Source organism: Halococcus hamelinensis 100A6, assembly GCF_000336675.1.
Lineage (GTDB): Archaea > Halobacteriota > Halobacteria > Halobacteriales > Halococcaceae > Halococcus > Halococcus hamelinensis.
This window is the reverse complement of sequence record NZ_AOMB01000010.1, coordinates 50,914-73,919: the sequence shown is the minus strand read 5'-3', so window position 1 is coordinate 73,919 and position 23,006 is coordinate 50,914. Positions and strand designations below refer to the sequence as shown.

Below are 23,006 nucleotides of genomic sequence, written 5' to 3'. Positions count from 1 at the left end.
AGACTGCCGCCCGGCAAGTAAGTCCTGCGCTACTCGGGTCCGAGTGCCGCGACATCCGCCGCCCGCGGGTCGTCGGGCAGTCGGTCGATGCAGTCGTAACAGAGGAGGTAGTCGGAGCCGTCGGCGAGTTCGAGCGCGAGCCCGCCGGCCGCGTCGCCGCCGAAGGTCCAGAGGTTGGCGATGCCGCCCGCGATCTTGACCGGGCGGCCACAGCCCGCACACGGGTCGGAAGCCATGCGCCCTCTCGGGGAAGCCGGGGGAAAGCCCTTCTCCCTCCCGGGTGCCGACGAGCGCGGACTTATGCCCCGGTGGCACGTGGACGCGCCATGAACGCGGCCGACGGCGCGAGCGGGGTCGATCGCGGGGAAGAATCGCCCGACTTCGGCGAGACGTGGACCTACGAGAGCATCGTGGGGGCGCTGCCGGGGATCGAGGTCTCGACCACGCTCGCGCTCGCGATCCAGCTCGGCGTCTTCGAGGTGGGCGTGGTGGTGCTGGCGTGGTTCTACGACCTCTGGAGCGTCGCGCTCGTGGGGAGCGCCGCGGTGTTCGTCGCGGGGATCGGGAGCATCGAGATGGTGCGGGTGTCGCGCCACCTCCGGTCGGTCGACCTCCCCGATTCCTATCGACGACTCGTGTTCGGCTCGAACATGGACGTCGTGCTCGCGGTGCTCGCGTTCTGTGCGATGTTGGTCTACCTGTTCGTGCCGAACGCCGCGACCGGCGAACCGCCGCTGCTCGACCGACTCATCGGAGGGGATCCGCCGGTTCTCGTCGTCTACTTCCTCCTGATGGTGCTCTGGGACGTCTGCTATCGGATCGGCACCGGGTGGTGGGCGACCGTCACCGCGCTCTGGCGGTCGTATCGCTACCGCTTCGACCCCGAGACGGCGCGGGCGTTCTTCTGGGCCGACGTGGAGACCGTGGCCTTCGGGCTGATCCAGCTCCTCCTGGTCCCGTTCGTCCTCGACTACCCCGTGTTGCTCGCGGTGTTGATCGCCCACGTCGCGGCGGTCATGGTGGTGACGGGGCTGTCGCTGGTGCTCCTCTATACCAAGCGCGAAGGAACCGAGCCAGTTACGACGACCTGAGCTCGCGGAACTGCGCGAGGAGGTCGTCGGCGTTCGCGTCACCGGTGTCGTACTCGACGGTGCCCTCGTAGCTGCTCCGCCGGTCGTCGTCCGGACTGGTGTCGACCGTACTGGTTTTCTCTTCGCGGCGTTCGTGTTCGGCCGCGTCATAGGCTCCCATTGACATGGTATACAGGATCACGATTGGGCGCTGGTTGATAAGAAAGTATCGGTGGTCCGGATTTCCGGCGAAATTACACCGCAGCCACCGCCGAACGGGCGTATCGACACCGATAAGCCCACGGAGTGCCCAGGGAGAGCGTGGCCGGACCCCTCCGTTTTCGCTGGTCGCACGAGACCTGGGATCGCTCCCGGGTTCGCCGCGACCTCCATGCATCCCTCGACGAGGCGCTCGGCGCGCGTCTCGACGGACCCTGGTATCGACCCCCGCCCGGATACGACGCCTGCCGCCTCGAGATGGACAACGGCGACCGCGCGCTGTTCGCCTGGGGCGAGGACGCCTTCTGGCTCGGCAACACCCAGACCCCCGAGGCCCTCTGGCGCACCGAGAAGTACACCTTCGAGGAGGTTCCCTACCCGGTCGCGCGGTGGGCCCAGCGCGAACTCCTCGCCGAACTCCAGGTCCAGGACCCCTGGCTCACGGCCTACGACCACGTCGCGTGGTTCTTCCTCCCCGTACTCCTCTCGAAGGACGGCCGGGGGAGTTCGCGCGCGTTCTTCGCCGACCACGCCGCGGGCTTTCCGGACGCGACCACCGACGACGCGCTCGACTTCTACGAACGGTTCCTCTCGACGGGCGTCTTCGACGACTACCGCTACACGATGGCGGCGAAGCTCGGGACGAGCCGACAGGTCGACCTCACGCGGATGAGCGCGACGATGGGCGAGTTCAACGCCGCGAAGGTCCTCACCGACGCCGGCCAGCCCATCGTCCCCGAGGTCCAGATGGACTCGGGCCACGCGCTCGACTACCGGGTCGAGCCGGTCGACGGCCCGTCGGCGCTCGTCGAGGTCACCCGCCCGAGTCGCCCGGTCGACCGCGCCGCGGGCACCCCGGCGGCCGCCGTCAGGGGAACCGCGGGCTCGAAGACCGACGGCCAGCTCGCCGCCCACCCCGACGCCGTGCTGTTCGTGGACTGTTCGTCCTTCCACGACGACGAGTGGGCCACGCTCGCGGCCGAACGCCCCGCCGTCGGCCACCGCCCGGCCGTCGTGTTCCGGGTCCGGCCCGACGGCTCGACCGCGGGGTACGCGACGGGAACGGTGCCGTTCGACCTCTCGGGGACCGGCCTCGGCGGGTAGAAAACCGACACCGGGAACACGGTCGACGGGGACGAATATCGGGATGGAGATACGTCGACTCCCCGCCGAGGAAGCCGCCGTCCGCCGCTACGCCGAGGAGCTGTGGGTTCCCTACAACCGTGAACTCGAAGCCGTCGTCGAGAGCCACACGCTCGCCGACGACGTGGACCTCGTCGACGAACAAGTCCCGTGGGCGCTCGAGAAACTCGAAGCCACCGACTATCGGATCGCGGTCGCTATCGACACCGACGAAGCCGGATCCATCGCCGGCACCGACGCGACCCTCGCGGGGTTCATCGCGACGGATCGCGACCCCTGCCCGTCGGTGTTCGACCGCCCGGATCGGGTGGTCGTCTGCGATATCTACGTTCGTGAGCCCTACCGCGGGACCGGGCTCGCACACCATCTCATGAGTCGTGCCGGGACCCGCGCCGACGAAGCGGGCTGTTCGGAAGCCGTACTGAGCGTCGACGTCGACAACGACCGCGCGCTCGCCTTCTACGGGAAGTCGGGTTTCGAGCCGCTCCGTCACCGAATGCGTGTCGATGTCGCCGACCTCGATGGGTGGGATGAAAAGCAGTGACCGGACTACAGCGAGACCGGTTCGGGGCCGTCCTCGTCGACCCGGGTGGGGTCGCGGTCGGAGTAGAACTTCCGGCCGATCGCGTCGTCGCCGAGCGCGCTGTAGAGCATCAGGCGGGCTTCTTCGGCCGTTTCGAACGTCGATTCGTCGACCCTGCCGAACACGTCGCCGAGCGTCTCGGTACCGTTCGGGACCTCGATCTCGAGGTCGCCGTGGGCCTCGATGATGTCGGCCGTCGTCGTGGGGTAGCTGTGTGCGCCGAGCCGTTCGTCCGCGCCGTTCATGAATCGCATACCCGAAGCCAGCCCCGAGACTATCATAAACGTTTTCTATAAATCCTCGGTAGGCTATGAAGGACCATCTAGGACTTGGGTAGAGGGGGTGTCGTTCCCCGGCCGTCCAGAACGAACTTATCCGAGGCCGGTGTCCGAGAGGACATGCCCGTCGCCGACCTCCACGTCCACACCACCAACTCGGACGGGACGATGCACCTGCGTGAGGTCCCCGAAGCCGCTCACAGAGCCAACGTCGGGACCGTCGCGATCACCGACCACGAACGCCTCAACCGGGAACTCGACACCCCGACCGACGAACTCGACGGGGTCGAGATGGTCCACGGGATCGAACTCCGCGTCGAAAGCGACGCGGGACAGGTCGACCTCCTGGGGTACGGCGTCCGGCCGACCGACGACCTCCGGGCGGAGCTCGACCGCCTCCAGACCGACCGGATCGAGCGTGGGCGGGCGATCATCGACTGCGTCGAGGACCGCTTCGACTACGACCTCGACGTCGAACCCGCCGAGGGGATCGGCCGGCCGCACATCGCGCGGGCGATCGCCGACTCCGGTGCGACCTACGACTACGAGGGCGCGTTCGAGGAGGTCATCGGCAAGGACTGTCCGTGTTTCGTCGCGCGGAACCTCCCCTCCTTCGAACGCGGCGCGTCGCTCCTGGCCGAAGCCTGTGGCGTGGTCTCGCTGGCTCACCCGCTCCGCTACGGCGACCCCGAGGCCGCGCTCGCGCTCACCGACTCGCCGCACGTCTCGGCCGTCGAACGCTACTACGACTACGGTCGGACGGTCGACACCGCGCCCGTCGAGCACGCGCTCGAACGCAACGACCTCCTCCCGACCGGCGGAAGCGATGCCCACGACGCCGTTCTCGGTCGTGCGGGACTCGACGACGCGGAGTTCGAGGCGTTCTGCGAGCGGCTGTAACCCGGTGGACTTCTCCTCGGTCGTTCCGAAAAACGGTCGGCGGTGAGAGCGGATCGGCGACCCTTCATAGCGGATCGCCGACACGACGCCGCAGGGTTCAATGCCCGTCGACCCGAACCACGGATGATGCAGTGTCACTACTGCGACGCAGACGCCGCGGTCGCCGTCGAAAAGGATGGCCTGAAGGTCGGCCTCTGCCGAACGCATCTCCGCGAACGCCTCCGCGAACTCGCCGACGACGACGCCCTCGCCGGGCTCCAGGACGAACTCGACATCGACCGGTCCTGATCTCCTCCTCGACTCACGTCCCGGTATCGCGGATCGTGAACAGGGTAATGTTGGCAACGTTGACGTCGTAGACATCGCTGACCCCGCCGTTGAGCCGCCCCCGCGCCCGGAACACGTAGACGCCCGGCCCGACGTTTCCAAGCCGGAGCAGCCCGTCCGCGGCGTCGCATGTCCCTCCCTGTCGGCCGGCCCGGATGACCCCTCGACCGGGAATGCGCGGGCGACCATACCCGAGGTCTATGTGGGGCGCATCCGTCGGTACGCCCGATGTTCGCGAACGAGAACGACGTCGAGTGGAACGACATCGGCCCCGTAGACACCGGGTTTCGCCGGAAACAGCTCGGCCGGGCGGCCGGCGGCGAGGGACTCGGCTGTAGCCTCTACGAACTCCCGGCGGGCGAGCGCGCGTGGCCGTATCACTACCACACGAGAAACGAGGAGGCGCTCTACGTTCTCGACGGGACCGGACGCCTTCGACTGCCCGACGAGGATCGGGAGCTCTCGGCCGGGACCTACGTCGCGCTCCCGACCGGCGAGGGGAGCGCGCATCGGGTCGTCAACGACTCCGACGACGTCCTCCGATACCTCGCGCTGTCGACGATGGAGGAACCGGACGTGGTGGGCTATCCCGACGCCGACGCGGTCGGGGTCTACGCCGGGTCGCCCCCCGGCGGTGACGAGGACGAACGGGTGTTGTCGGGCTTCTTCGAGACCGGGGACCGGGTCGACTTCTGGGAGACCATCGGCGGCGAGTGAACCGACCGGAGCGATTTTTCCGCCGGACCGCGTAGGAGCGGTATGGCGACCGAACGACCTCGACTCGTCTACGACGACGACTGTGGGTTCTGTACGTGGTGTGCCGACTGGGCCGTCCGCAACGGCGACTTCGATCCGGTGGGCTTTTCGGACCTCTCGGCCGACGAGCGCGACCGGCTGCCCGAGGACTGGGAGGAGTGCGTCCACCTGCTCGCCGACGGCCGGGTCTACTCGTGTGGGAAGGCGACCGAGGAGGTGCTCGCGCGCACGGGGCGCGTCCCGGCGGACTTCGTCCACTTCCTGGACGGGTTCGCCGACTACGAGCGCCTCCGGGAGCGGGCCTACCGCCTCGGGGCCGACAACCGCGACCTCCTCGGGAAGGTGGTGAGCGCGAGTCCGCCGGCGGGCCGCGAGTAGTCGGCGCGCCAGCGAGGTGTTTATCGGCGCGCTCGCCGAACCCCGAACCCATGAGCGAACCGGACGACCCCGACCGAATCCTCCGCGAGGCCATCGAGGCGTTCGACTGCGTCGCCGGCACCCTCCACCGCGCCGACGGCGACCGCCTCCACCTCGTCGCCAGCGAGGGGATGCCCGACTCCGTGCTCGACCCCATCCAGACGATACCGTTCGGCAAGGGGATGGCGGGAGCGGCGGCCGAGCGGCGCGAGCCGATCCAGCTCTCGAACCTCCAGACCGACGACTCCGGCGTGGCCGAACCGAGCGCGCGCGACACCGGGATGGAGGGTTCGCTCGTCGCACCGGTGATCGACGCCGACGGCGATCTCAAGGGTGCCGTCGGCGTCGCCAAACCCGAAGCCTACGAGTTCTCGGAGGAAGAGCAGGACGAACTCATGGCGATGGGCGAATCGTTCGCCGACCGGCTCTGAGTTACTCGAAGGCCGATATTCCCGTGAGGTCCTGGCCGAGGATCAGCGAGTGGATGTCGTGGGTGCCCTCGTAGGTGTAGACGGTCTCCATGTTGGCCATGTGGCGCATCGGCGAGTACTCCAGGGTGATGCCGTTGCCGCCGAGCATCTCGCGGGCGACCCGGGACTGGTCGCGGGCCATCCGGACGTTGTTGAACTTCGCCATCGAGACGTGCTGGGGGCGCATCTCGCCGCGTTCCTTGAGGTCGGCCAGCCGGTGAGCGAGGAGCTGTGCGGTGGTAATCGACGTCGCCATCTCTGCGAGCTTGTTCTGCTGGAGCTGGAAGCCCCCGATGGGTTTGCCGAACTGCTCGCGGTCGGTGGCGTACTCCTGTACCGTATCGAAACAGTCCATCGCCGCGCCGACCGCCCCCCAGACGATACCGTAGCGCGCCTGGGTGAGACACGACAGCGGGCCCTTCATGCCCGAGACGCCGGGCAGCACGTCCTCCTCTGACACCCGAACCCCGTCGAGGTCGAGTTCGCTCGACACCGACGCCCGGAGCGAGAGCTTCTCGTCGATCGAGCGGACGTCGAGCCCCTCGCTATCGGTCTCGACGAGGAAGCCGCGGACGGGATCCCCCTCCTCGCTGGTGTCGCGCGCCCAGACCAGGACCACGTCGGCGATCGAGGCGTTCGTCGACCAGCGCTTCTGCCCCGTGAGCACGTATTCACCGCCCTCTTTCTCGGCTGCAGTCTCCATCCCGGCGGGGTTCGAACCGTGCTCGGGTTCGGTGAGCGCGAACGCACCGACCGCCTCGCCCGTCCCCATGTCGGGGAGCCAGCGCTCCTTCTGAGCCTCGGAGCCGTAGGTGTGGATGGGATACATCACCAGCGCACCCTGCACGCTCGCCATCGACCGGACCCCGGAATCGCCCGCTTCGAGCTCCTGCATCAGGAGGCCGTAGGCTTTCTGCGAGCAGTCGGCGAGGCCGTAGCCGTCGAGGTTCGGTGCGAAGAAACCCCGCTCGCCCATCTCGGGGATCAGTTCGGTGGGGAAGGTGCCCGCCTCGAAGTGGTCGGCGATCTCGGGTCGCACCCGGTCGTCGACGAACTCGCGGGCGCTGTCGCGCATCGCACGCTCCTCCTCGCCGAGGTCGGCGTCGAGGCCGACGTAATCGAGCATAGTGGAACGAGGGGATCGACCCTGATAAACGTCCGTGTATGCGACACAGTATCGTTTATCGACTGCTTGCCGTCGGTCGATGGTCTGCCGCTCTACCCGACCGAACGGTGGCTCGAAGCCTACAGAGACGAACTCGACGCGAGCGAAGACCTCAGCGAGGAGGGCGCGGGCTGGGGCGTCGAGTTCAATGGAAGCATCTGAATACGGAGCGACTCCGCTCTCGAAGACGGGGCGACGAACGGAGCTGTCACCCGACCGTCAATCCGACTCCGCCGACGGTGCGGGCCGGGCGGCCGACGCGCTGGGGCCGTTCCCGCGGACGAACGCGGTGAACCGGCCGAACAGCGTCTTCGCCTCGCAGGCCTTCGTGTAGTTCTCCTCGGTGATGTCGTCGAGCACGCGCTCGATACGGTCGTCGGGGAGGTCCTTCCCGCCGGCGACGACGCGGGCGGTCTCCATGTCGTACTCGGGGTGGAACTGGACGCCGAAGGCGTTGTTCACCCGGAAGCCGTGGACGCCGTAGTCGTTCTCGGCGGTCTGGACGGCACCGGGCGGGAGTTCGGTGACGGCGTCCGAGTGGGTCGTGAAGACCGTCATCGGTTCGTCGTCGAGCAGGAGGCTTTCGTCCCGGCTTTCGACCTCTCGGTAGCCGATCTCGTACTCACCCATGTCCTCGACGCGACCGCCGAGTGCGTCGGCGAGGACCTGGTGGCCGAAGCAGACCCCGAGCACGGCCATCCCGCGCTCGACCGCCGTTCGGACCCACTCTTTCAGGGCGTCGATCCAGGCCTCGTCCCAGTAGACCGACGACCGCGACCCGGTCACGACCGCGGCGTCGAAGTCGTGGGTGTCGGGGACCGTCTCGTGGACGTCGAACTCGACGAGCTCCGCGTCGAGCTCGCGCCGGAAGTTCTTCGGGGTGTTCTCATCGCCGGACGCATTCAGCAGCGCGATCCGCAGGTCGTTCACTGTTCCTCAGTACGGTCTCCAGGTGCCTTTACTTTGCGATACCAGCAGGTATTGTGAACGGTTCTCACGATCCCACCCGGAGGCCGTGACACACCGCCTCCAGACCGCCCTCGCGGTGGAGCCGGCGCTGTCGGAGCGCGCCGCTCTCGTCGTCGAGGAGTCGCGCGATCCCGTCGATCCCGAGCCGGTCGCACTCGTGCTCGACGACTTCGGCGAGCGGGACCGTCCCCGCCTCCTCGCGGTCGATGAACGTCGCCTCGTGGCCGTTGCGCGTCGCGCGCCACTTGTTCTCGACCAGGGTGTGGTACCGATGGTTCCGGCCGGTCTCGCCGTCCTCGTAGCGTTCCGCGAGGTCGACCACGAGCGCCCGGACGTACTCGACGAACGCGAGGGTGCGCTCGACGTCCGACTGGGCGTCGGGCATCCGAACCTCGACGGTGCCACAGCCCGTGTGGAGCCGGACGTCGTACCAGAGGTCGCGCCGGTCGGCGATCGAGTTGGTCTCGATCAGCAGCCGCTCGAACCGTTCGAACGCCTCGAAGTCCTCGAAGACCGGCGGTATCCCCGTGTTCGGGATCGCCCCGAAGACGTTCGTCCGCGCCGACGCCAACCCCGTGTCGACCCCCCGCCAGTACGGCGAGTTCGCCGAGAGCGCGAGCATCACGGGCAGAAACCAGCGGATCTCGTTCGCGACCCACGTCGCCTTGTCGGGGTCGTCCACCCCGACGTGGACGTGGAGGCCCGCCGTCGTGTTCCGATTCTGTGGGAGCTGGATCCGATTACGCATGTCGTAGTAGCGCGGGGCTTCGGTACATTCGAGCCGGTCCCAGTGGGCCGCGGGGTGGAGCCCCGCCGCCGCGATACCGAACCCGTGGTCGGCGGCGTACTCGACCAGCGCCTCCCGGATCGCCACCACGCGGTCGTGAGCCGCCGCGAGGTCCTCGCAGACGGGGGTCTTGGTCTCGACGATACACTTGAACATCTCGCGGTCGAGGCGACCGTCGAGCACCGGCGGCGGGTCGCCGTCCGCGATGAGTTCGTCGACCGCGCCCGTCGGGTAGCCGTCGCCGTCGATAGCGAAGAATTCCTCTTCCACACCGAGAGTTCCGATATCCACGAACTCATCTGCCTGACTTTCGCTCATTCGTCCCGAGAAGTGTGCTGAGAGTGTAAAAGATTGCCTTCGATCGTTTCACTCGCGGTGTGGTCTCACGAAACACCCGTAGCTCGTATCGAAGTTCACACGAACCGCCGGAGGGGCGTCAGCGGGGAAAGTGCGGCCGGGTCGGGGTCAGTCGGCGGCCTGGTCGATCCAGTCTTCGACCGTGGCTTCGGCCGCGCCGGTGGCGTCGGCCACGGTCTCGGGGTCGGCGGTCGCGAGGTCGGCGAGGGAGTCGATGCCGGTCTCGCGGAGGCGGTCGGCGTAGGTCCCGCCGATGCCGTCGACGCTCACGAGTTCGTCGGCGTCGTCGGCCTCGATGCCGTCCTCGTCCTCGTCGGCCGTCGCGGGCGGCTGCTCCGCCTCGGCCGCGTCCGATCCCTCGCTCCCGTCCGCGCCGTCGACCTCGACCTCGACGTCCTCGGCTGGCTCGGAGCGCTCGGCGTACCACTCACAGACCTCGGGCCAGACGTTCTCGTGGGAGCTCCCCGAGACCGAGAGCCCGATGTGACCCGTGGGAGCCTCGATCACCGAGGTGTCGTCGCTCCCGATGACCTCGTTGAACGGTTTGCTGGTCTCCGACGGAATGAGGTGGTCGTACTCACCCGTTATCTGGAGGACCGGCATATCGATCTGTTCGATATCGACGTGTTTGTCGCCGACGTAGAGCTCGTTGTTGTAGAGCTTGTTGTCCTGGTAGATGTCGGTGACGAACTGGGCGAACGTCTCGCCCGCGACGTCGATACCCTCGGAGAGCCATCGCTCCATCCGCCCGAAGTTCTCGACGAAGTCGTCGTCGTCCAGATTGTCGTAGAGTCGGACGTACTTCGAGACGTAGTTCGCCACCGGGTCCATCAGCGCGAAGCCCACGTCGAGCATCTCCGCGGGCGCGTTGCCGTAGGTCTCGGTGAGCCCGTCGGGCGAGAAGTACTCGTCGTCGCCCCAGAGTTCGAGCACGCCCCCAGTATCGTCGAAGCAGAGGCCGGCGGCCATCAGTCCGAGATTTCGAACTTTCTCGGGGTGGAGTGCGGCGTACATCACCGACATCGTGCCGCCCATGCAGTACCCGAGGATGTTGATCGAGTCCTGGCCCGATCGCTCGCACACCTCGTCGACGCAGTTCTCGATGTACCGATCCACGTAGTCCTCGAGGGTGAGGTGCTGGTCGAGCCGCGAGGGCTCGTTCCAGTCGATCATGTAGACGTCGAAGCCCGCCTCCAGCAGCCGACGTATCACCGACCGGTCGGGCTGGAGGTCGAGGATGAACGGCTTGTTGATCAGCGCGTAGATGACGAGGATGGGGACGTCGTGCTGTTCGTCGGTCAGCGGCTCGTAGTGGAGGAGTTCGAGCTTGTTCTCCGTGTAGACCACGTCGCTCGGGGTCTGGCCCACGTCGACCGACGCCATCTCGGCGAGCTGTTCGGGCCCCATCTCGACCTTCTCGACCGTGTCGGCGGCGGCCTCGAAGCTCCGCCGTTGGGCGTCGAGCGTCGCGGTGAACGGGTTGAACGCGCGACCGGATCGTTCGGCCACGGGAATCAGTCCTCCAGGAGCTTGTCGAGTTTCTTCGAGATCTCGTGCTGGCTGCGTTCGAGTTCGAGGAGGCGTTCGGCCACCTCGTCGACGTCGTCGCGCGTGGCGAAGCCGAGACTCTCGAGGGTGTCCTGGCTCAGGTCATCGACTTCCTGCTGGAGGTCCATCAGGTCGCCGACCATCTCGCCCGTGCCCGCGGCGAAGGCGGTGGTGCCCATGACTTCGGAGTAGGCCTCGTTCGCGCTCTGGAGCCAGATGTCGCGGAACTCGCTGGGGTCGACGTCCTCACCACGCGCGGCGTCGGTGATCCGCGATTGCATCTGTTCGGCGGCCTCCATCCAGACCTCGTAGGCCCGGCCGTAGCCCTCCACGCCGTCCTCGATCGCCGCCTCGTCCGGGACGGAGCCCTCGAACGCGCCCATCCAGGACTCCATGAAGGCGGCCTGGGCCTCCATGTTCTGCTCGAACGAGTCGGCGACCGCCTCGTTCATCTCGTTCATCATCGTCGCCCAGTTCCGCTGGATCTCCTCGGGGTCGGTTCCGCTCATACGGCTCATTGGTGTGTAAGGGTGAAAAACTGTGGTGGTCGTTCAGGCGGAAACCTGGTCCTCGAACGCCTCGGCCTGGCTTTCGAGCTGGTCTTGGAACTCCTCGACCTGCGATTCGAGCTGGTCCTGGAACTCCTCGGCCTGTTCGAGCTGGCGCTCGGACTGGTCTTCGAGGCGGTCTTGGAACGCCTCGATGCGGTCCATCTGGCCTTCGAGCTGGTCCTGGAACTCCTCGACGTACTCCTCGTTCCGGCTCTCGGTCTCCTCGATGACCTCGACGGTCCGCTCCTGGAGCTCCTCGTGTGAGGCGGCGAGCTGGTCGAAGCCCTCGTCGAGGGCGTCGAGGTACTCGGCGGAGAACTCGTCGTAGTCGTCGAGCCCCTGTTCGAAGCCGTGCAGGAACTGGTCGAACGTCTCGGCGTGGACCTCCGTGAGCTGGGAAAAGCCCTCGTCGGTCGTCTCGCGAAGCGTCGCGACGGTCTCGTCGGGCATCGCCGGTTCGACCGCGTCGAGGTACTGTTCGGTCGCGGTCCGGGTGGCCTCGACGCCCTGTCGCTGGAGGCTCTCGCTCGTCTTCAGCCCCGAGAGCGCCATCCGGCCGGCGCTCTTCTGGAGGGTCACGCCCTGTTTCATCGCCTGGTGGCTGCCTTCGAGGGCTGTGCGCTGCATCTCGAACATCGTGCTGACTGGTGTGGTGTACTGACTCATGATTCGTCCCTGTTGCGTTTGACCGGTATCACGACGGTCTGAACGATGTCCCCTTCCTCGATGTCCAGCGCCTCGCGTTCGGCATCCGGAATCGAGATACGGCCGCCGCTCTGGACGCGCGTCTTGAACGTCGCGGTCCCCATCGTCGACGCCGCCATCTCGGGCAGGCTGTTCGGCCCCGCACCGTTGTTGAACAGCTGTTGGGCGAACTCCGTCTGTCGCTCGACGGCCTGCTCGCTCGCCTCCTGGAACTGTCGCGCCCAGACCGTTGGCGGCCACATCGTCTCGTCTTCGTCGGTCATCGCTCACATCCACGTAGTGCCCACGGACGGATAAGGATTGCTCTCAGAACCATTCGTTACCATAGGATGGTTCCAAGTGGATTCAGCGGAACCAACGAGTCGCCGCTCGGCAGCGAGAAACGCCGATATCTCCCAAGTACGGACGGTCTCACGCCGGAAAACGATCGGGCATGGAGGTCGAAACGGTTTATGGTGCTGGAGCCAGTACGTGAGGGGTAGTCCATGAGCTCCGAATCACAGCCCTCCGCGCTGGCCGAAGCGTGGGTCCGCAACTCCACGTACTTCCTCGACAGCGTCCTCGCGGCCAACCGCGCCACCCTCTCGGCGTTCGGCGTCCCGACCGACACCGAGGACGGCGTCGTCGGTGGCGAGGAGCGCCCCGAGTGGGACGTCGAACTCACCGAGAACCGCCGCGACGCGCTCACGGTCGGCGACCGGGTCCGGTTCTCGAAACGGCTCACCGACGACGACGTGCACGCCTTCGCCGCGGCCAGCGGCGACACCAACCCGCTCCACCTCGACGACGAGTACGCCGAGAGCACGCGGTTCGGCGGTCGGATCGCCCACGGCACGCTCGTCTCGGGGCTCATCAGCGCCGCGCTCGCGCGCCTGCCCGGCCTCGTCATCTACCTCTCCCAGGACCTCGAGTTCCAGCGGCCGGTCGGGGTCGACGACCGCGTGACCGCCGACTGTGAGATCGTCGAGGCGATCGGCGACGAGCGCTATCGCCTCCGCACCACGGTGACCACCGAGGAGGGCGAGGTCGCCATCGACGGCGAGGCGGTCGTCCTCCTCGACGAGGCCTAGAGAAATCGACCGACGACGCGGTTGAACTTTTCAGGGTACTCACGCGGCGGCCAGTGGCCACACGCCTCGAACGCGACGAACCGCGCGTCGGGTATCTCCTGGGTGGCGCGTTCCGACCAGTGAACGGGGAAGATCGGGTCCTCGCGACCGTGGACCAGCAGCGTCGGCAGCTCGACCTCCGCCAGTCGGTCGAGATAGCACGTCTTGAGCCCGGTCGCCCGGAACTCGTCGCGCTGCCACTCGCCGAGCGCGCGCGCCGCCGCCGGGCCGACGGCGCGCTGGACGTCGGCGACGAAGCCGGGCGAGGGGTCGACGGCGATACCGCCGAGGCTCGCCGCCACGGCCATCGGGTTCGAGAGGCCGGCCCCGAGCAGCCCGTCGAAGCCCGGCACGTTGAGCAACATCGAGCCGCCGGGTCGCCAGGGTGCGTCGCGACCGAGCCCGTAGCTGTCGACCAGCACGAGGCGTTCGACCCGCTCGGGGGCGTCGAGCGCGTAACCGAGCGCGACCCCACCACCCATCGAGATCCCGGCGAGCGCCGCCCGGTCGATATCGAGCGCCCCGAGGAAGCCATCGAGGGTCTCGAGGTAGCGCTGGTGGGTGTACGACCGGAGGTGGTCGCTCTCGCCGTGACCGGGGAAGTCGAACGCGAACACCCGTCGGTCGTCGGCGAGCGCGGGGAGCGCGTGCCGCCACGAGACGGTCGCCGCGTCGAGGCCGATGCCGTGGAGCAGGACCACCGGTGGCCCCTCGTGCTCCTCGCCCGCGGCGAAGTACCGAAGGCCGACCCGTTCGTCGCCGACCTCGACCGTCACCGTCCCCGACGTGACGTCGGAATTCGCGTCCAGCGCTTCGGTTGTCATACGTCACACAGGTCGAGGAGGGGTATGAGGGTTCGGACCCTACTTCTCGACGTCGAGGAGCGCGACGCGTTCGAGCACCAGGGCTTCGAGGCCCGCGTCGGTGGCATCGAGTTCGGGGTCCGCGATGTCGAAGTAGGCCCGAACCCGTTCGGGATCGTAGTCCCCGAGCGTTCCGCACTGGTCGAGTTCGGCCCCGACGGCGCTCGCAGCTGCCCGCTCGGCTTGGACCGGGTCGTCGGCCCCGTCGGCGGCGACGAGCACGACGACCGGCCCGCGGCCCTCGCGTACCCCGCATTCGAGCGCCCGGTCGATCTGGCGACGGCCCGCGGCGTAGAGCATGACCTCGACGCCGCGGTCGCGGGCGACGGCCTCGCCGCGCTCGCGCGCCCGGTCGGCGAGTTCGAGCGCTCGTGCGAGGTGGGCGCGCGAGACGACGTACCGCGCGTCGAACGCCTGAATCGTACAGTCGTGGTCGTCGCCGATCCCGTCGAGCCACGCCACGAACTCGCCGACGTCTTCGATCGTAGTCTCGCCTTCGACGAGTTCCATCAGATGCCCTCGACCGCCATCAGAACTCCCCGAGGTTCGACTGGTCGTTCTCCCCCTCGCCCACGACCGCCACCGACCCGTCGGCCTCGACGTCCGCCATCGAGGGGTCGGTCCGCCCCACGTTGTCGAGGACGTTCTCGGCGGTCTTGCGGCGGCCACGGAGCGCGCCCAGCACGACCGCCTTGTCGGCGTTCCGGAGGTCGGTCCGGGTCTCGATCCCGGCCTCGTAGAGCCGGCGGGCGCGCTTGCGACCCACGCCGCGTACACCCGCGAGGTCGATGAGTTCGGTGCGGATCCCGTTGGCGACCCTGGTCCGGGCCTCCCGCACGGCGGGGGCCCACTCCAGCCCGAGTTCGCCCGCGAGGCGTTCGGCGGCCGAGAGCAGCCACTCCGCGGTATCGACTTTGCCTCTGAGATCCCCCGGTCCCACGGAGTACCGGTCCGTGATCTCGCTCTCGTCGAGTTCGCTCGCCCAGTCTTCGAGGAGGCGGGCGGTCTTGAGCGCCGAGAGCCAGTCTTCCCAGCGGGCCTCGAACTCGCTGGGTTTCATGCCCAGGAGTTCGGTCTCGCGCTCGTTGGCGAGCATGGTGTACTCCTCGCGGTCGCCCGATCGGAGGTAGAGTTCGTACATGTCGGGCGTACGGCTCACGAGGTGGAAGAGGCCGAGCGCGCTCGGGCGGTCCTCGGCCGTTTGCAGCCCGTCGACGATCTCGGCGGCGCTCATCGGGTCGAGGTAGAGCCGCGAGACGGTGTGCCCCAGGGAGGTCGCGGTGAGGTCGTCGCCGTCGCGTTCGAGGAAGTCGTTGACTTCGAGGTAGTCGAGCATGTCGTCCGTGACGCGCTCCAACCGACCGCCTTCCGTCGTCTGCGTTGCGTAGAGCGTCTGGTCGAGGAATTCGAGCAGGCCCTCGCGCGAACTCGCAAAGCCCGAGGCCACGGTTGCGAGGAGATGCGTCCGCAGGGCGGGTTCGGCGGCGAGTTTCGAGCGCACGGCCTCGGGGTCGGTCCAGATGTACCGATCGAAGAGTTCGTCGAGTTCGTCGTGGCTCTTCGCGAGCAGGAGCGCCTCGCCGTAGGGGTCGAGTCCCGGCCGCCCCGCCCGGCCACACATCTGGTGGACTTCGAGCACGGAGAGCGGGGCCATCCCGCCGGCTTCACCCGAATACCGTCGCCAGTCGCGCACCACGACCCGGCGGCTCGGGGTGTTGACCCCCGCCGCGAGCGTCGGGGTAGCCGAGACCACCTTCAGGAGTCGATCCCGGAACGCGCCCTCGACGAGTTCGCGGTGCTCGCTCGCGAGGCCGGCGTGGTGGAACGCGCCGCCGCGCTCGACCGCGCTCGCGAGGTCTTCACTGGTCTCGGTGTCGCTCACGTCCCGGATCTCGGCCGCGACGCTCGCCAACTGGGTCCGTTCCTCGTTCGTGAGTTCGTTCTCGACCGTGCCGGCGAGCCGCCGGGCCGCGGCCTCGGCGTTGCGCCGGGAGTTCACGAACACCAGCGTCGAGCCGCCGTCGTTCAGGGTGTCACGGACGATGGCCTCGGTGGCCTTCTCGCCGTCCCTGACTTGGAGTTCGCGTTGGTTGCCGTCCTCTAAATGGACTGCCTGCCCGTAGTGGACGCCCTTCTTCAGGTCGATGGGTCGCCACGTCGAGTCGACGAGTTCGGCGTCGAGCCACTCGGCGAGGATCTCGGGGTTGCCGATGGTGGCCGAGAGCGCCACGACCTGGAGGCCGGGGTTGCGCTGGCGGAGCTTCGCGAGGGTGACTTCGAGCGTCGGCCCGCGATTCCCGTCGTCCACGAGGTGGACCTCGTCGGCCACCACACAGGACAGGTCGTCGATCCACGGCGCGCCGTTGCGCACGAGCGAATCCACCTTCTCGCTGGTGGCGACGATGATGTCACAGGTCGCGAGCCACTCGCCGTCGGAGTCGTAGTTCCCCGTGGAAACGCCGACCGTGAGGCCGTACTGTTCGAAGGCCTCGAACTCGGTGCGTTTCTCGCCCGCGAGCGCGCGGAGCGGCACGATGTAGAGGGCGGTCCCGCCGCGCGCGACGCTGGCCGTCATCGCGAGTTCGGCGATCAGTGTCTTCCCGGAGGCCGTCGGCACGCTCGCCACGAGGCTCTCGCCCTCCGTGGCCCCCGCCTCGACCGCCTCGGCCTGGGGCGGGTAGAGCTCCTCGACGCCCTCGTCACGCAGGTGGTCGGGTAACCAGTCAGGAACCCCCGACAGTTCGGTGACGTTCATTGTCTCCTCTCTGCCGGTTCCAGGGTTTAAACTGTCGTCCTCGCACGGTGGAGGTGAAAGAACCCGGTACACGGGGACGGTACTGAACTGAGGAGGGCGAAAGAGGAGAGAACGATGGTAGAGCCGTAACGTAACGACGTGGAACGGAGAGAGCGATAACCGAGCCGTAACGCACCAACACGAATCCCGACACAAATGAGAGCCGCACAGCACCGCTCCCGCCCCGCAACGGCCACGAACCTCCCCAGCCGATTCCTTCGCTCACTCCGTTCGCTCAGTCATCCCTCGCACGGGCGTCGCGGGCCGCCCGTGGGCGGCCCGCACACCGCGCGTCAACCGCCACGCGGTGGGTGGGAGTGTGACTCAGCTCCCGTTTTCCGGTTCGGCCCGTCACGCCTATGTCGCCACCGGCGAAAGCCTGGGTATGCGAATCGAGTACGACCGCGACACCTGTATCGGGATGTTCCAGTGCGTCGCGGAGTGGGAGGGGTTCGAGCGCGACGAGGACGCCGGCAAGGCCGTGCTCGTCGACGGCGAGGAACGCGAGGACGACACCGTGGTGCGCGAGATACCGCCCGAGGCGGAGCTCGACGCGAAGTTCGCGGCACGGGTCTGCCCCGTCGACGCGATCGCGGTCTACGACGACGGCGAGCAAGTGATCCCCTGAGACGGACACGATCGGTATGCCGCTCGCCGGGGATCGAGCGTGTGAGCGATGACCGAGCCACACATGCACCTCGCCGAGTAGCCGGAACCCGCCGGCAGGTTCTTGTCGGAAAGACCCGATAGCGCTGGGCATGGCCGAGCAACCCGTCGAAGCCTACTACAGCGCCATCGACGAGGGCCGATACGACGACCTCCGTGCGCTCCTCGCGTCCGGCTTCGTCCACGACCGCCCCGACCGCACCATCGACGGCCCCGACACGTTCGTCGGGTTCATGCGCGACGACCGCCCGCTGACCGACACCAGCCACGCGCTCGACGCAGTCTGTGCCAACGAGGACGACAGCGAGTTCGCGGTCCGCGGGACGCTGCTCGATGCCGACGGCGACCCGCTCTTCGGGTTCGTCGACGTCCACACCGTCGAGAACGGGGCCATTTCCCACATCGAGACCTTCACCAACTGAGTCGCGATGGCGCGTCGACTCCGACACAGACCAGCCGCGGTGGCGCGCGCTCGCGACCGGTCCGAACGGCGAGGTTCGAGCGAAGCGAGAACCTCGATGCGAACGGGGAGCGAGGCGTGGCCGACCACCGGGAGGTGGTTCGAAAATCTCCGATTTTCGTCACTGAGCGGAGCGAAGCTCCGCGAGGTCCAAAAGAGTCGGAGACTCTTTTGACGATCACGAGAGAGCTTTGCTCTGCCAGTGGATGAGCGAGTGAGGACGGAGTCCGAGCGAAGCGAATCGGCTGGGGAGGCACGTGGCCCGTGCGGGGCGGGAGCGGTGGCGGTGCTGTGCGGTTCTCGTTTGCACCGGGATTTGCCGTAGACGAACCAGCTGGATAGACAGATCAGGATACAGACTCGGAGGAGGAAACAGCGGGAAAGACAGTTCCGAAATCAGGGACCGACCGAAATCGTCGTCTACTCCTTTCGCCCAGCGCCGACCGCGCTCTCGCCGACGGGTTCGTGCCCCTCGATGACTTCTTGCCCGCCGAGATACGGCCGGAGCGCCTCGGGCACCTCGACGGTACCATCGGGATTCTGATAGTACTCCAAAATCGCGACCATCACGCGCGGCAGCGCGAGCCCCGAGGCGTTGAGGGTGTGGAGGTACGCCGCCGACTCGTGGCGCTCGGGCCGGTAGCGCAGGCCCGCCCGCCGGGCCTGGAACGCTTCGAAGTTCGAGACCGACGAGACCTCGAGCCACCGCCCGCCTTCCTCGGGCCCGTCGTCCATGTCGTCGCCGGGGGCCCAGAGTTCGAGGTCGACCTGCTTTGCGGCCTTGAAGCCGATGTCGCCCGCACAGATCTCGAGCACGCGGTAGGGGAGGTCGAGCCGTCGGAGGACCTCCTCGGCTTCGTCGAGCAGGCCCTCGAAGCGCTCGTAGCTCGACGCCGGCTCGACGAAGTTCACCATCTCGACCTTGTTGAACTGGTGGACTCGGACGATCCCACGGGTCTCGGTGCCGTGTTCGCCCGCCTCCTGGCGGAAGTTCGGGGTGTACGCCTGGTGTTTGAGCGGCAGGTCGTCCCGCAGGAGGATGTCGTCGGCGTACATGTTCGTCACCGGCACCTCCGCAGTCGGACAGAGCCAGAGGTCCTCGTCGTCGAGCTTGTAGGCGTCGTCGGCGAACTTCGGGAGCTGACCCGTGCCGGTCATCGACCGGCTGTTGATCGGGATCGGTGGGAAGATATCGACGTAGTCCTGCTCGCGGTGGACGTCGAGCATGAACTGGATCAGGGCGTGTTCGAGCCGCGCGCCGTCGCCCTTCAGGAAGTAAAAACCACCGCCCGAGACCTTCGCGCCGCGCTCGAAGTCGAGGACGTCCAGCTCCTCGCCGAGGTCGTAGTGCGGCGTGACGGTCTCGGGCAATTCGCGCAACGCCTCGAACCCCTCGCGCCGGAGTTCGACGTTGTCCGATTCGTCTTCACCGGCAGGAACGCTGTCGTGGAGGATATTTGGAATTCGAAGCAGCGCCTCGTCGAGGTCGGCTTCGAGGTCGTTGGCCCGGTCTTCGACCTCGTCGATCTCGCTTTTGAGTTCCGAGGAGCGCTCGATGGCTTCCTCGGCCTCCTCGTCCTCGCCGGCGGCTTTGAGCTCGCCGATGCGGCTCGATATCTCGTTGCGTTCGTGGCGGAGTTCGTCGCCGCGGTTCTTGGCTTCGCGCCACTCCTCGTCGAGGTCGAGCACCGCGTCGAGGTCGACGTCGTCGGTCCCGCGGGCGGCGAGCGCCTCGCGGACCGCCTCGGTGTGGTCGCGGAGGAACTGTCTGCTCAGCATTTGCCGACCCTTTCGGGCCGCCCGCCAAAGTCCTACTGTTTGACCGGAGGCTTTTCGTCCCGCTCGCGCGTGGGTCGTCCATGGCAATCGGTGACGTCTTCGCGGTCGATGGCTGTCCCGACCTCCACTACGTCGACACCGGTATGTACGACACCGAGGAGTACGGTGCCGTCTACATCGTCGACGCCGAGGAGCCAGCGCTCGTCGACACCGGCATCGGCACCCGATACGAGAACATCCTCGACGCCCTCGACGAGGTCGGGGTCGCGCGCGACGACCTGGCGTACGTCCTGCCGACCCACGTCCACCTCGACCACGCCGGCGGCGCGGGCTATCTCGCCGAAGCCTGTCCCAACGCGACGGTGTTGACCCACGAGATCGGCGTCCCGCACCTCGTCGACCCGAGCCGACTGGTCGCGGGGACGAAGGCCGCCGTCGAGAGTCAGTGGCAGTTCTACGCCGAGCCGAAGCCCGTCCCCGAGGACCGCATCGAGGGGCTCGAAGACGGCGACGAGGTCGACCTCGGCGACCACACCCTCGACGTCCACCACGCGCCGGGTCACGCACCCCACCAGGTGATGTTCCACGACCGGACGGACGACGTCCTCTTCACCGCCGACGCGGCGGGGATCTGGATCCCCTCGGTCGAACGGATCCGCCAGACCTCGCCGCCGGCGAACTTCGACCTCGAGACCTGCCTCGACGACGTCGAGACCGTCCAGGATATCGAGCCCGAGACGCTCTGTTTCGGCCACTTCGGTCCTCGCAGATACGAGGAGCCGCTGATGGACGGGTACGCGCGGGTTCTGGAGGAGTGGGTCGCGGCCGTCCGCGAGAAACGCGCCGAACTCGACGACGACGAGGCGGTCATCGACTACTTCGTGGCGGAGACGGGGATGGCGACGGTGTGGTCCGAGCGGAAGGCCCGCGCCGAGGAACGGCTCAACGTCCGCGGCGTCCTCGCCTTTCTCGACGAACAGTGAGGGCTTTAGTGCGCCGGACGTGAGGATTCGGTATGGATTGGCAGGAGGCCGAAGCCGATTTCGAGAGCGAGGTGCTCGGCGAGGGCACGCTCCCGGTCATGTTCGAGGAGAGTGCCGCTCGAAACGCCGAGCGGGTCGCCCAGCGGTACAAGGGCGGGATCTACGACCGTTCGCTCGCCGGAGGGGTGGTCCCGGCCGCCCCCGACGGCGAGTTCGCCGACCTGACGTATGACGAGATGCGGGGGATCGTCCGGAACCTCGCGACGGGCTTTCGCGAACTCGGGGTCGAAGCGGGCGACCGGGTCGGGCTCTTCTCGAACACCCGGATGGAGTGGGCGCAGGCGGACTTCGGGCTGCTCGCGGCCGGCGGGGTCGTGACCACAGTGTACACGAGTTCGTCGCCCCGCCAGGTCGAGTACCTCCTCTCCGACCCGGGCGCGACGGGCGTCGTGGTCGAGAACGGGGAGCTCCTCGACCGAGTGCTGGAAGTCGAAGCGGCGCTCGATCTCGAGTTCATCGTCTCCATCGACGATTTCGAGGGCTACGACGACCGCGACGACGTCCTCACGCTCGCCGAGGTCCACGACCGTGGCGCGGCGGCCTTCGACGCCGAGGCGTACGAGTCGTGGTTCGTCGGACGCGACCCGGAGGCGCTCGCGAGCCTCGTCTACACCTCCGGCACCACCGGCCGGCCGAAGGGGGTCAAGCTCAGCCACCGCAACTTCCGGGCGAACGTCGACCAGGTCTACCGCCGGTTCGGCCCCCGGCCCGACAAGGGCGACACGCCGACGATCGGTCCCGGTTCGACCAGCCTCTCCTTCCTCCCGCTCGCGCACGTCTTCGAGCGCCTCGCGGGCCACTTCATGCAGTTCGCCGCCGGCTCCACGGTCGCCTACGCCGAGAGCCCCGACACCCTCCGCGAGGACTTCTCGCTCGTCACCCCCAGTTCGGCCACCAGCGTGCCGCGGGTCTACGAGAAGCTCTACGACACCATCCGCGAGCAGGCCTCGGGGTCCGCAGTGAGCTCCCGGATCTTCGGGTGGGCTACCGAGGTGGGGCGAGCCTACCACGGGAGCGAGTCGCCGGGCGCGGGGCTGCGAGCGAAACACGCGCTCGCCGACCGGCTGGTGTTCTCCCAGGTCCGTGAGGGCGTCGGCGGCAACATCGACTTCTTCATCAGCGGCGGCGGGAGCCTCTCGCCCGACCTCGCCCGGCTGTTCCACGCCATGGGCCTCCCGATCCTGGAGGGCTACGGCCTCACCGAGACCGCACCCGTGGTCGCGGTCAACCCGCCCGAAGCCCCGGAGATCGGCACCATCGGCTATCCCGTCCACGACGAGGAAGTCCGCGTGGACTCGACGGTGGTCCCGAACGACTTCGACGCCGAGGGCGAGGTCGGCGAACTCCTCGTGAAGGGACCGAACGTCACCGAAGGCTACTGGAACCGCCCCGAGGAGACCGACGACGCGTTCGACGGGAAGTGGTTCCGGACGGGCGACGTCGTCGAGCAGCGCCCCGACGGCTACCTCGCCTTCCGCGAGCGCTCGAAACAGCTCCTCGTGCTCTCCACAGGGAAGAACGTCGCGCCACGGCCGATCGAGGACGCCTTCGCGAGCAACCCGCTCGTCGAGCAGTGTATGGTGGTCGGCGACGGCGAGAAGTTCGTGAGCGCGATCGTCGTGCCGAACCTCGGGCGCGTCCGCGAGTGGGCCACGAAGGAGGGGATCGACCTCCCCGGGGACCCCGAGGACCTCTGTCACGACGACCGGGTACAGGACCGCATCACCGAGGAGATCGAGGTGGTGAACGAACGGTTCGAACCCGACGAGCGGATCAAACGGTTCGTGCTCGCGCCCGAGGAGTTCACCGAGGAGAACGACCTCGTGACGCCGACGATGAAGAAGAAACGCCGCAACATCCTCGACCGGTACGAGGACGACATCGACCGGCTCTACGGCCGGTGATCAGGGTGGTCGTGCGTCGGGCCCGCAGGGCAGTCCCGCCGGTCGGCGACGGCGAGCGCTTATCACGGTCGCGGTGAAAAGTAGGGGGAGCAGTTGCGGGTTGCCGATGAAGGTCTTATATACTGTGATGGTTTACGGATGAC

28 protein-coding genes are annotated in these 23,006 nt (G+C 67.6%); 14 read left to right on the top strand and 14 right to left on the bottom strand.

Annotated features, from left to right (window positions below):
- Window positions 1–29: 29 nt before the first annotated feature.
- On the bottom strand, window positions 30–236 hold the full coding sequence (locus C447_RS03940; RefSeq protein WP_007691156.1) for a DUF7561 family protein: 207 nt from the start codon (window positions 234–236) through the stop codon (window positions 30–32).
- 90 nt (window positions 237–326) lie between these two features.
- On the opposite strand from C447_RS03940, the gene C447_RS03935 reads away from it, so the two are divergent.
- The gene (locus C447_RS03935; protein WP_007691154.1) at window positions 327–1,091 is read left to right on the top strand and encodes a DUF7530 family protein; all 765 of its coding nucleotides are present in this window, start codon (window positions 327–329) and stop codon (window positions 1,089–1,091) included.
- On the opposite strand, the gene C447_RS18055 is transcribed toward C447_RS03935, so the two are convergent.
- Window positions 1,078–1,257: a DUF5786 family protein gene (locus C447_RS18055; protein WP_029601885.1), complete on the bottom strand. Its 180-nt coding sequence runs from the start codon at window positions 1,255–1,257 to the stop codon at window positions 1,078–1,080. The two genes, C447_RS03935 and C447_RS18055, sit on opposite strands and share 14 nt — an antisense overlap.
- 134 nt (window positions 1,258–1,391) lie before the next feature.
- Between C447_RS18055 and C447_RS03925 the strand changes: the two genes are divergently transcribed.
- Window positions 1,392–2,393 (top strand): DUF5784 family protein, encoded by a 1,002-nt coding sequence (locus tag C447_RS03925; RefSeq protein WP_049904355.1) that lies wholly within the window; start codon window positions 1,392–1,394, stop codon window positions 2,391–2,393.
- 43 nt (window positions 2,394–2,436) lie between these two features.
- Complete coding sequence (locus tag C447_RS03920; RefSeq protein ID WP_007691144.1) at window positions 2,437–2,976, top strand: GNAT family N-acetyltransferase; 540 nt, start codon at window positions 2,437–2,439, stop codon at window positions 2,974–2,976.
- Window positions 2,977–2,981: 5 nt separating this feature from the next.
- On the opposite strand, the gene C447_RS03915 is transcribed toward C447_RS03920, so the two are convergent.
- The gene (locus tag C447_RS03915; RefSeq protein WP_007691143.1) at window positions 2,982–3,269 is read right to left on the bottom strand and encodes a DUF5789 family protein; all 288 of its coding nucleotides are present in this window, start codon (window positions 3,267–3,269) and stop codon (window positions 2,982–2,984) included.
- Between the two features lie 144 nt (window positions 3,270–3,413).
- Here C447_RS03915 and C447_RS03910 point away from each other — a divergent pair, with 144 nt between their 5' ends.
- From C447_RS03910 to C447_RS03895, 5 genes are all read left to right on the top strand, one after another.
- Window positions 3,414–4,193, top strand: a complete 780-nt coding sequence (locus C447_RS03910; protein ID WP_007691142.1) for a PHP domain-containing protein — start codon at window positions 3,414–3,416, stop codon at window positions 4,191–4,193.
- A 126-nt stretch (window positions 4,194–4,319) separates the two neighbouring features.
- The gene (locus tag C447_RS18050; RefSeq protein WP_007691141.1) at window positions 4,320–4,481 is read left to right on the top strand and encodes a DUF6757 family protein; all 162 of its coding nucleotides are present in this window, start codon (window positions 4,320–4,322) and stop codon (window positions 4,479–4,481) included.
- A 267-nt stretch (window positions 4,482–4,748) separates the two neighbouring features.
- Complete coding sequence (locus C447_RS03905) at window positions 4,749–5,237, top strand: cupin domain-containing protein (protein WP_007691139.1); 489 nt, start codon at window positions 4,749–4,751, stop codon at window positions 5,235–5,237.
- 42 nt (window positions 5,238–5,279) lie between these two features.
- Window positions 5,280–5,654, top strand: coding sequence for a DCC1-like thiol-disulfide oxidoreductase family protein (locus tag C447_RS03900; protein WP_007691138.1), 375 nt, complete (start codon window positions 5,280–5,282; stop codon window positions 5,652–5,654).
- 50 nt (window positions 5,655–5,704) lie between these two features.
- On the top strand, window positions 5,705–6,124 hold the full coding sequence (locus tag C447_RS03895) for a GAF domain-containing protein (protein WP_007691136.1): 420 nt from the start codon (window positions 5,705–5,707) through the stop codon (window positions 6,122–6,124).
- 1 nt (window position 6,125) lies between these two features.
- Here C447_RS03895 and C447_RS03890 read toward each other — a convergent pair whose 3' ends face one another.
- Complete coding sequence (locus C447_RS03890) at window positions 6,126–7,289, bottom strand: acyl-CoA dehydrogenase family protein (RefSeq protein WP_007691134.1); 1,164 nt, start codon at window positions 7,287–7,289, stop codon at window positions 6,126–6,128.
- A 66-nt stretch (window positions 7,290–7,355) separates the two neighbouring features.
- Between C447_RS03890 and C447_RS18725 the strand changes: the two genes are divergently transcribed.
- Window positions 7,356–7,490, top strand: a complete 135-nt coding sequence (locus tag C447_RS18725; protein ID WP_272942143.1) for a hypothetical protein — start codon at window positions 7,356–7,358, stop codon at window positions 7,488–7,490.
- A 57-nt stretch (window positions 7,491–7,547) separates the two neighbouring features.
- Here C447_RS18725 and C447_RS03885 read toward each other — a convergent pair whose 3' ends face one another.
- From C447_RS03885 to C447_RS03860, 6 genes are all read right to left on the bottom strand, one after another.
- Complete coding sequence (locus tag C447_RS03885) at window positions 7,548–8,258, bottom strand: type 1 glutamine amidotransferase (protein ID WP_007691133.1); 711 nt, start codon at window positions 8,256–8,258, stop codon at window positions 7,548–7,550.
- Window positions 8,259–8,322: 64 nt separating this feature from the next.
- Complete coding sequence (locus tag C447_RS03880) at window positions 8,323–9,402, bottom strand: glutamate--cysteine ligase (RefSeq protein ID WP_029601713.1); 1,080 nt, start codon at window positions 9,400–9,402, stop codon at window positions 8,323–8,325.
- Window positions 9,403–9,549: 147 nt separating this feature from the next.
- A complete protein-coding gene (phaC, locus tag C447_RS03875; protein WP_007691129.1) occupies window positions 9,550–10,950 on the bottom strand; it encodes a class III poly(R)-hydroxyalkanoic acid synthase subunit PhaC in 1,401 nt (466 codons plus the stop codon).
- A 5-nt stretch (window positions 10,951–10,955) separates the two neighbouring features.
- The gene (locus C447_RS03870; protein ID WP_007691127.1) at window positions 10,956–11,498 is read right to left on the bottom strand and encodes a poly(R)-hydroxyalkanoic acid synthase subunit PhaE; all 543 of its coding nucleotides are present in this window, start codon (window positions 11,496–11,498) and stop codon (window positions 10,956–10,958) included.
- Between the two features lie 42 nt (window positions 11,499–11,540).
- Window positions 11,541–12,206, bottom strand: a complete 666-nt coding sequence (locus C447_RS03865; protein WP_007691126.1) for a hypothetical protein — start codon at window positions 12,204–12,206, stop codon at window positions 11,541–11,543.
- Window positions 12,203–12,508 carry an AbrB/MazE/SpoVT family DNA-binding domain-containing protein gene (locus C447_RS03860; protein ID WP_007691124.1) on the bottom strand — a complete coding sequence of 102 codons (306 nt, stop codon included), beginning with the start codon at window positions 12,506–12,508 and terminating at the stop codon, window positions 12,203–12,205. Before C447_RS03860 ends, C447_RS03865 begins: the two co-directional genes overlap by 4 nt.
- Before the next feature lie 222 nt (window positions 12,509–12,730).
- On the opposite strand from C447_RS03860, the gene C447_RS03855 reads away from it, so the two are divergent.
- Window positions 12,731–13,315 carry a MaoC family dehydratase gene (locus tag C447_RS03855; protein WP_007691122.1) on the top strand — a complete coding sequence of 195 codons (585 nt, stop codon included), beginning with the start codon at window positions 12,731–12,733 and terminating at the stop codon, window positions 13,313–13,315.
- Here the strand turns inward: C447_RS03855 and C447_RS03850 are convergent.
- From C447_RS03850 to C447_RS03840, 3 genes are read right to left on the bottom strand one after another with little or no spacing between them, the layout of a single operon-like run.
- Window positions 13,312–14,178 carry an alpha/beta fold hydrolase gene (locus tag C447_RS03850; protein ID WP_007691121.1) on the bottom strand — a complete coding sequence of 289 codons (867 nt, stop codon included), beginning with the start codon at window positions 14,176–14,178 and terminating at the stop codon, window positions 13,312–13,314. The genes C447_RS03855 and C447_RS03850 overlap by 4 nt on opposite strands.
- A gap of 39 nt (window positions 14,179–14,217) precedes the next feature.
- Window positions 14,218–14,727, bottom strand: a complete 510-nt coding sequence (cgi121, locus tag C447_RS03845; protein WP_007691119.1) for a KEOPS complex subunit Cgi121 — start codon at window positions 14,725–14,727, stop codon at window positions 14,218–14,220.
- A gap of 19 nt (window positions 14,728–14,746) precedes the next feature.
- Complete coding sequence (locus tag C447_RS03840) at window positions 14,747–16,972, bottom strand: ATP-dependent DNA helicase (RefSeq protein WP_007691118.1); 2,226 nt, start codon at window positions 16,970–16,972, stop codon at window positions 14,747–14,749.
- Between the two features lie 424 nt (window positions 16,973–17,396).
- On the opposite strand from C447_RS03840, the gene C447_RS03835 reads away from it, so the two are divergent.
- Complete coding sequence (locus C447_RS03835) at window positions 17,397–17,639, top strand: ferredoxin (RefSeq protein WP_007691116.1); 243 nt, start codon at window positions 17,397–17,399, stop codon at window positions 17,637–17,639.
- Window positions 17,640–17,769: 130 nt separating this feature from the next.
- A complete protein-coding gene (locus C447_RS03830; protein WP_007691114.1) occupies window positions 17,770–18,099 on the top strand; it encodes a nuclear transport factor 2 family protein in 330 nt (109 codons plus the stop codon).
- 458 nt (window positions 18,100–18,557) lie between these two features.
- On the opposite strand, the gene serS is transcribed toward C447_RS03830, so the two are convergent.
- Window positions 18,558–19,916 (bottom strand): serine--tRNA ligase, encoded by a 1,359-nt coding sequence (serS, locus tag C447_RS03825; RefSeq protein WP_007691110.1) that lies wholly within the window; start codon window positions 19,914–19,916, stop codon window positions 18,558–18,560.
- Window positions 19,917–19,996: 80 nt separating this feature from the next.
- On the opposite strand from serS, the gene C447_RS03820 reads away from it, so the two are divergent.
- Both C447_RS03820 and C447_RS03815 read left to right on the top strand, forming a co-directional pair.
- Complete coding sequence (locus C447_RS03820; protein ID WP_007691109.1) at window positions 19,997–20,899, top strand: MBL fold metallo-hydrolase; 903 nt, start codon at window positions 19,997–19,999, stop codon at window positions 20,897–20,899.
- Window positions 20,900–20,931: 32 nt separating this feature from the next.
- The gene (locus C447_RS03815; RefSeq protein ID WP_007691106.1) at window positions 20,932–22,863 is read left to right on the top strand and encodes an AMP-dependent synthetase/ligase; all 1,932 of its coding nucleotides are present in this window, start codon (window positions 20,932–20,934) and stop codon (window positions 22,861–22,863) included.
- Window positions 22,864–23,006: the final 143 nt, after the last annotated feature.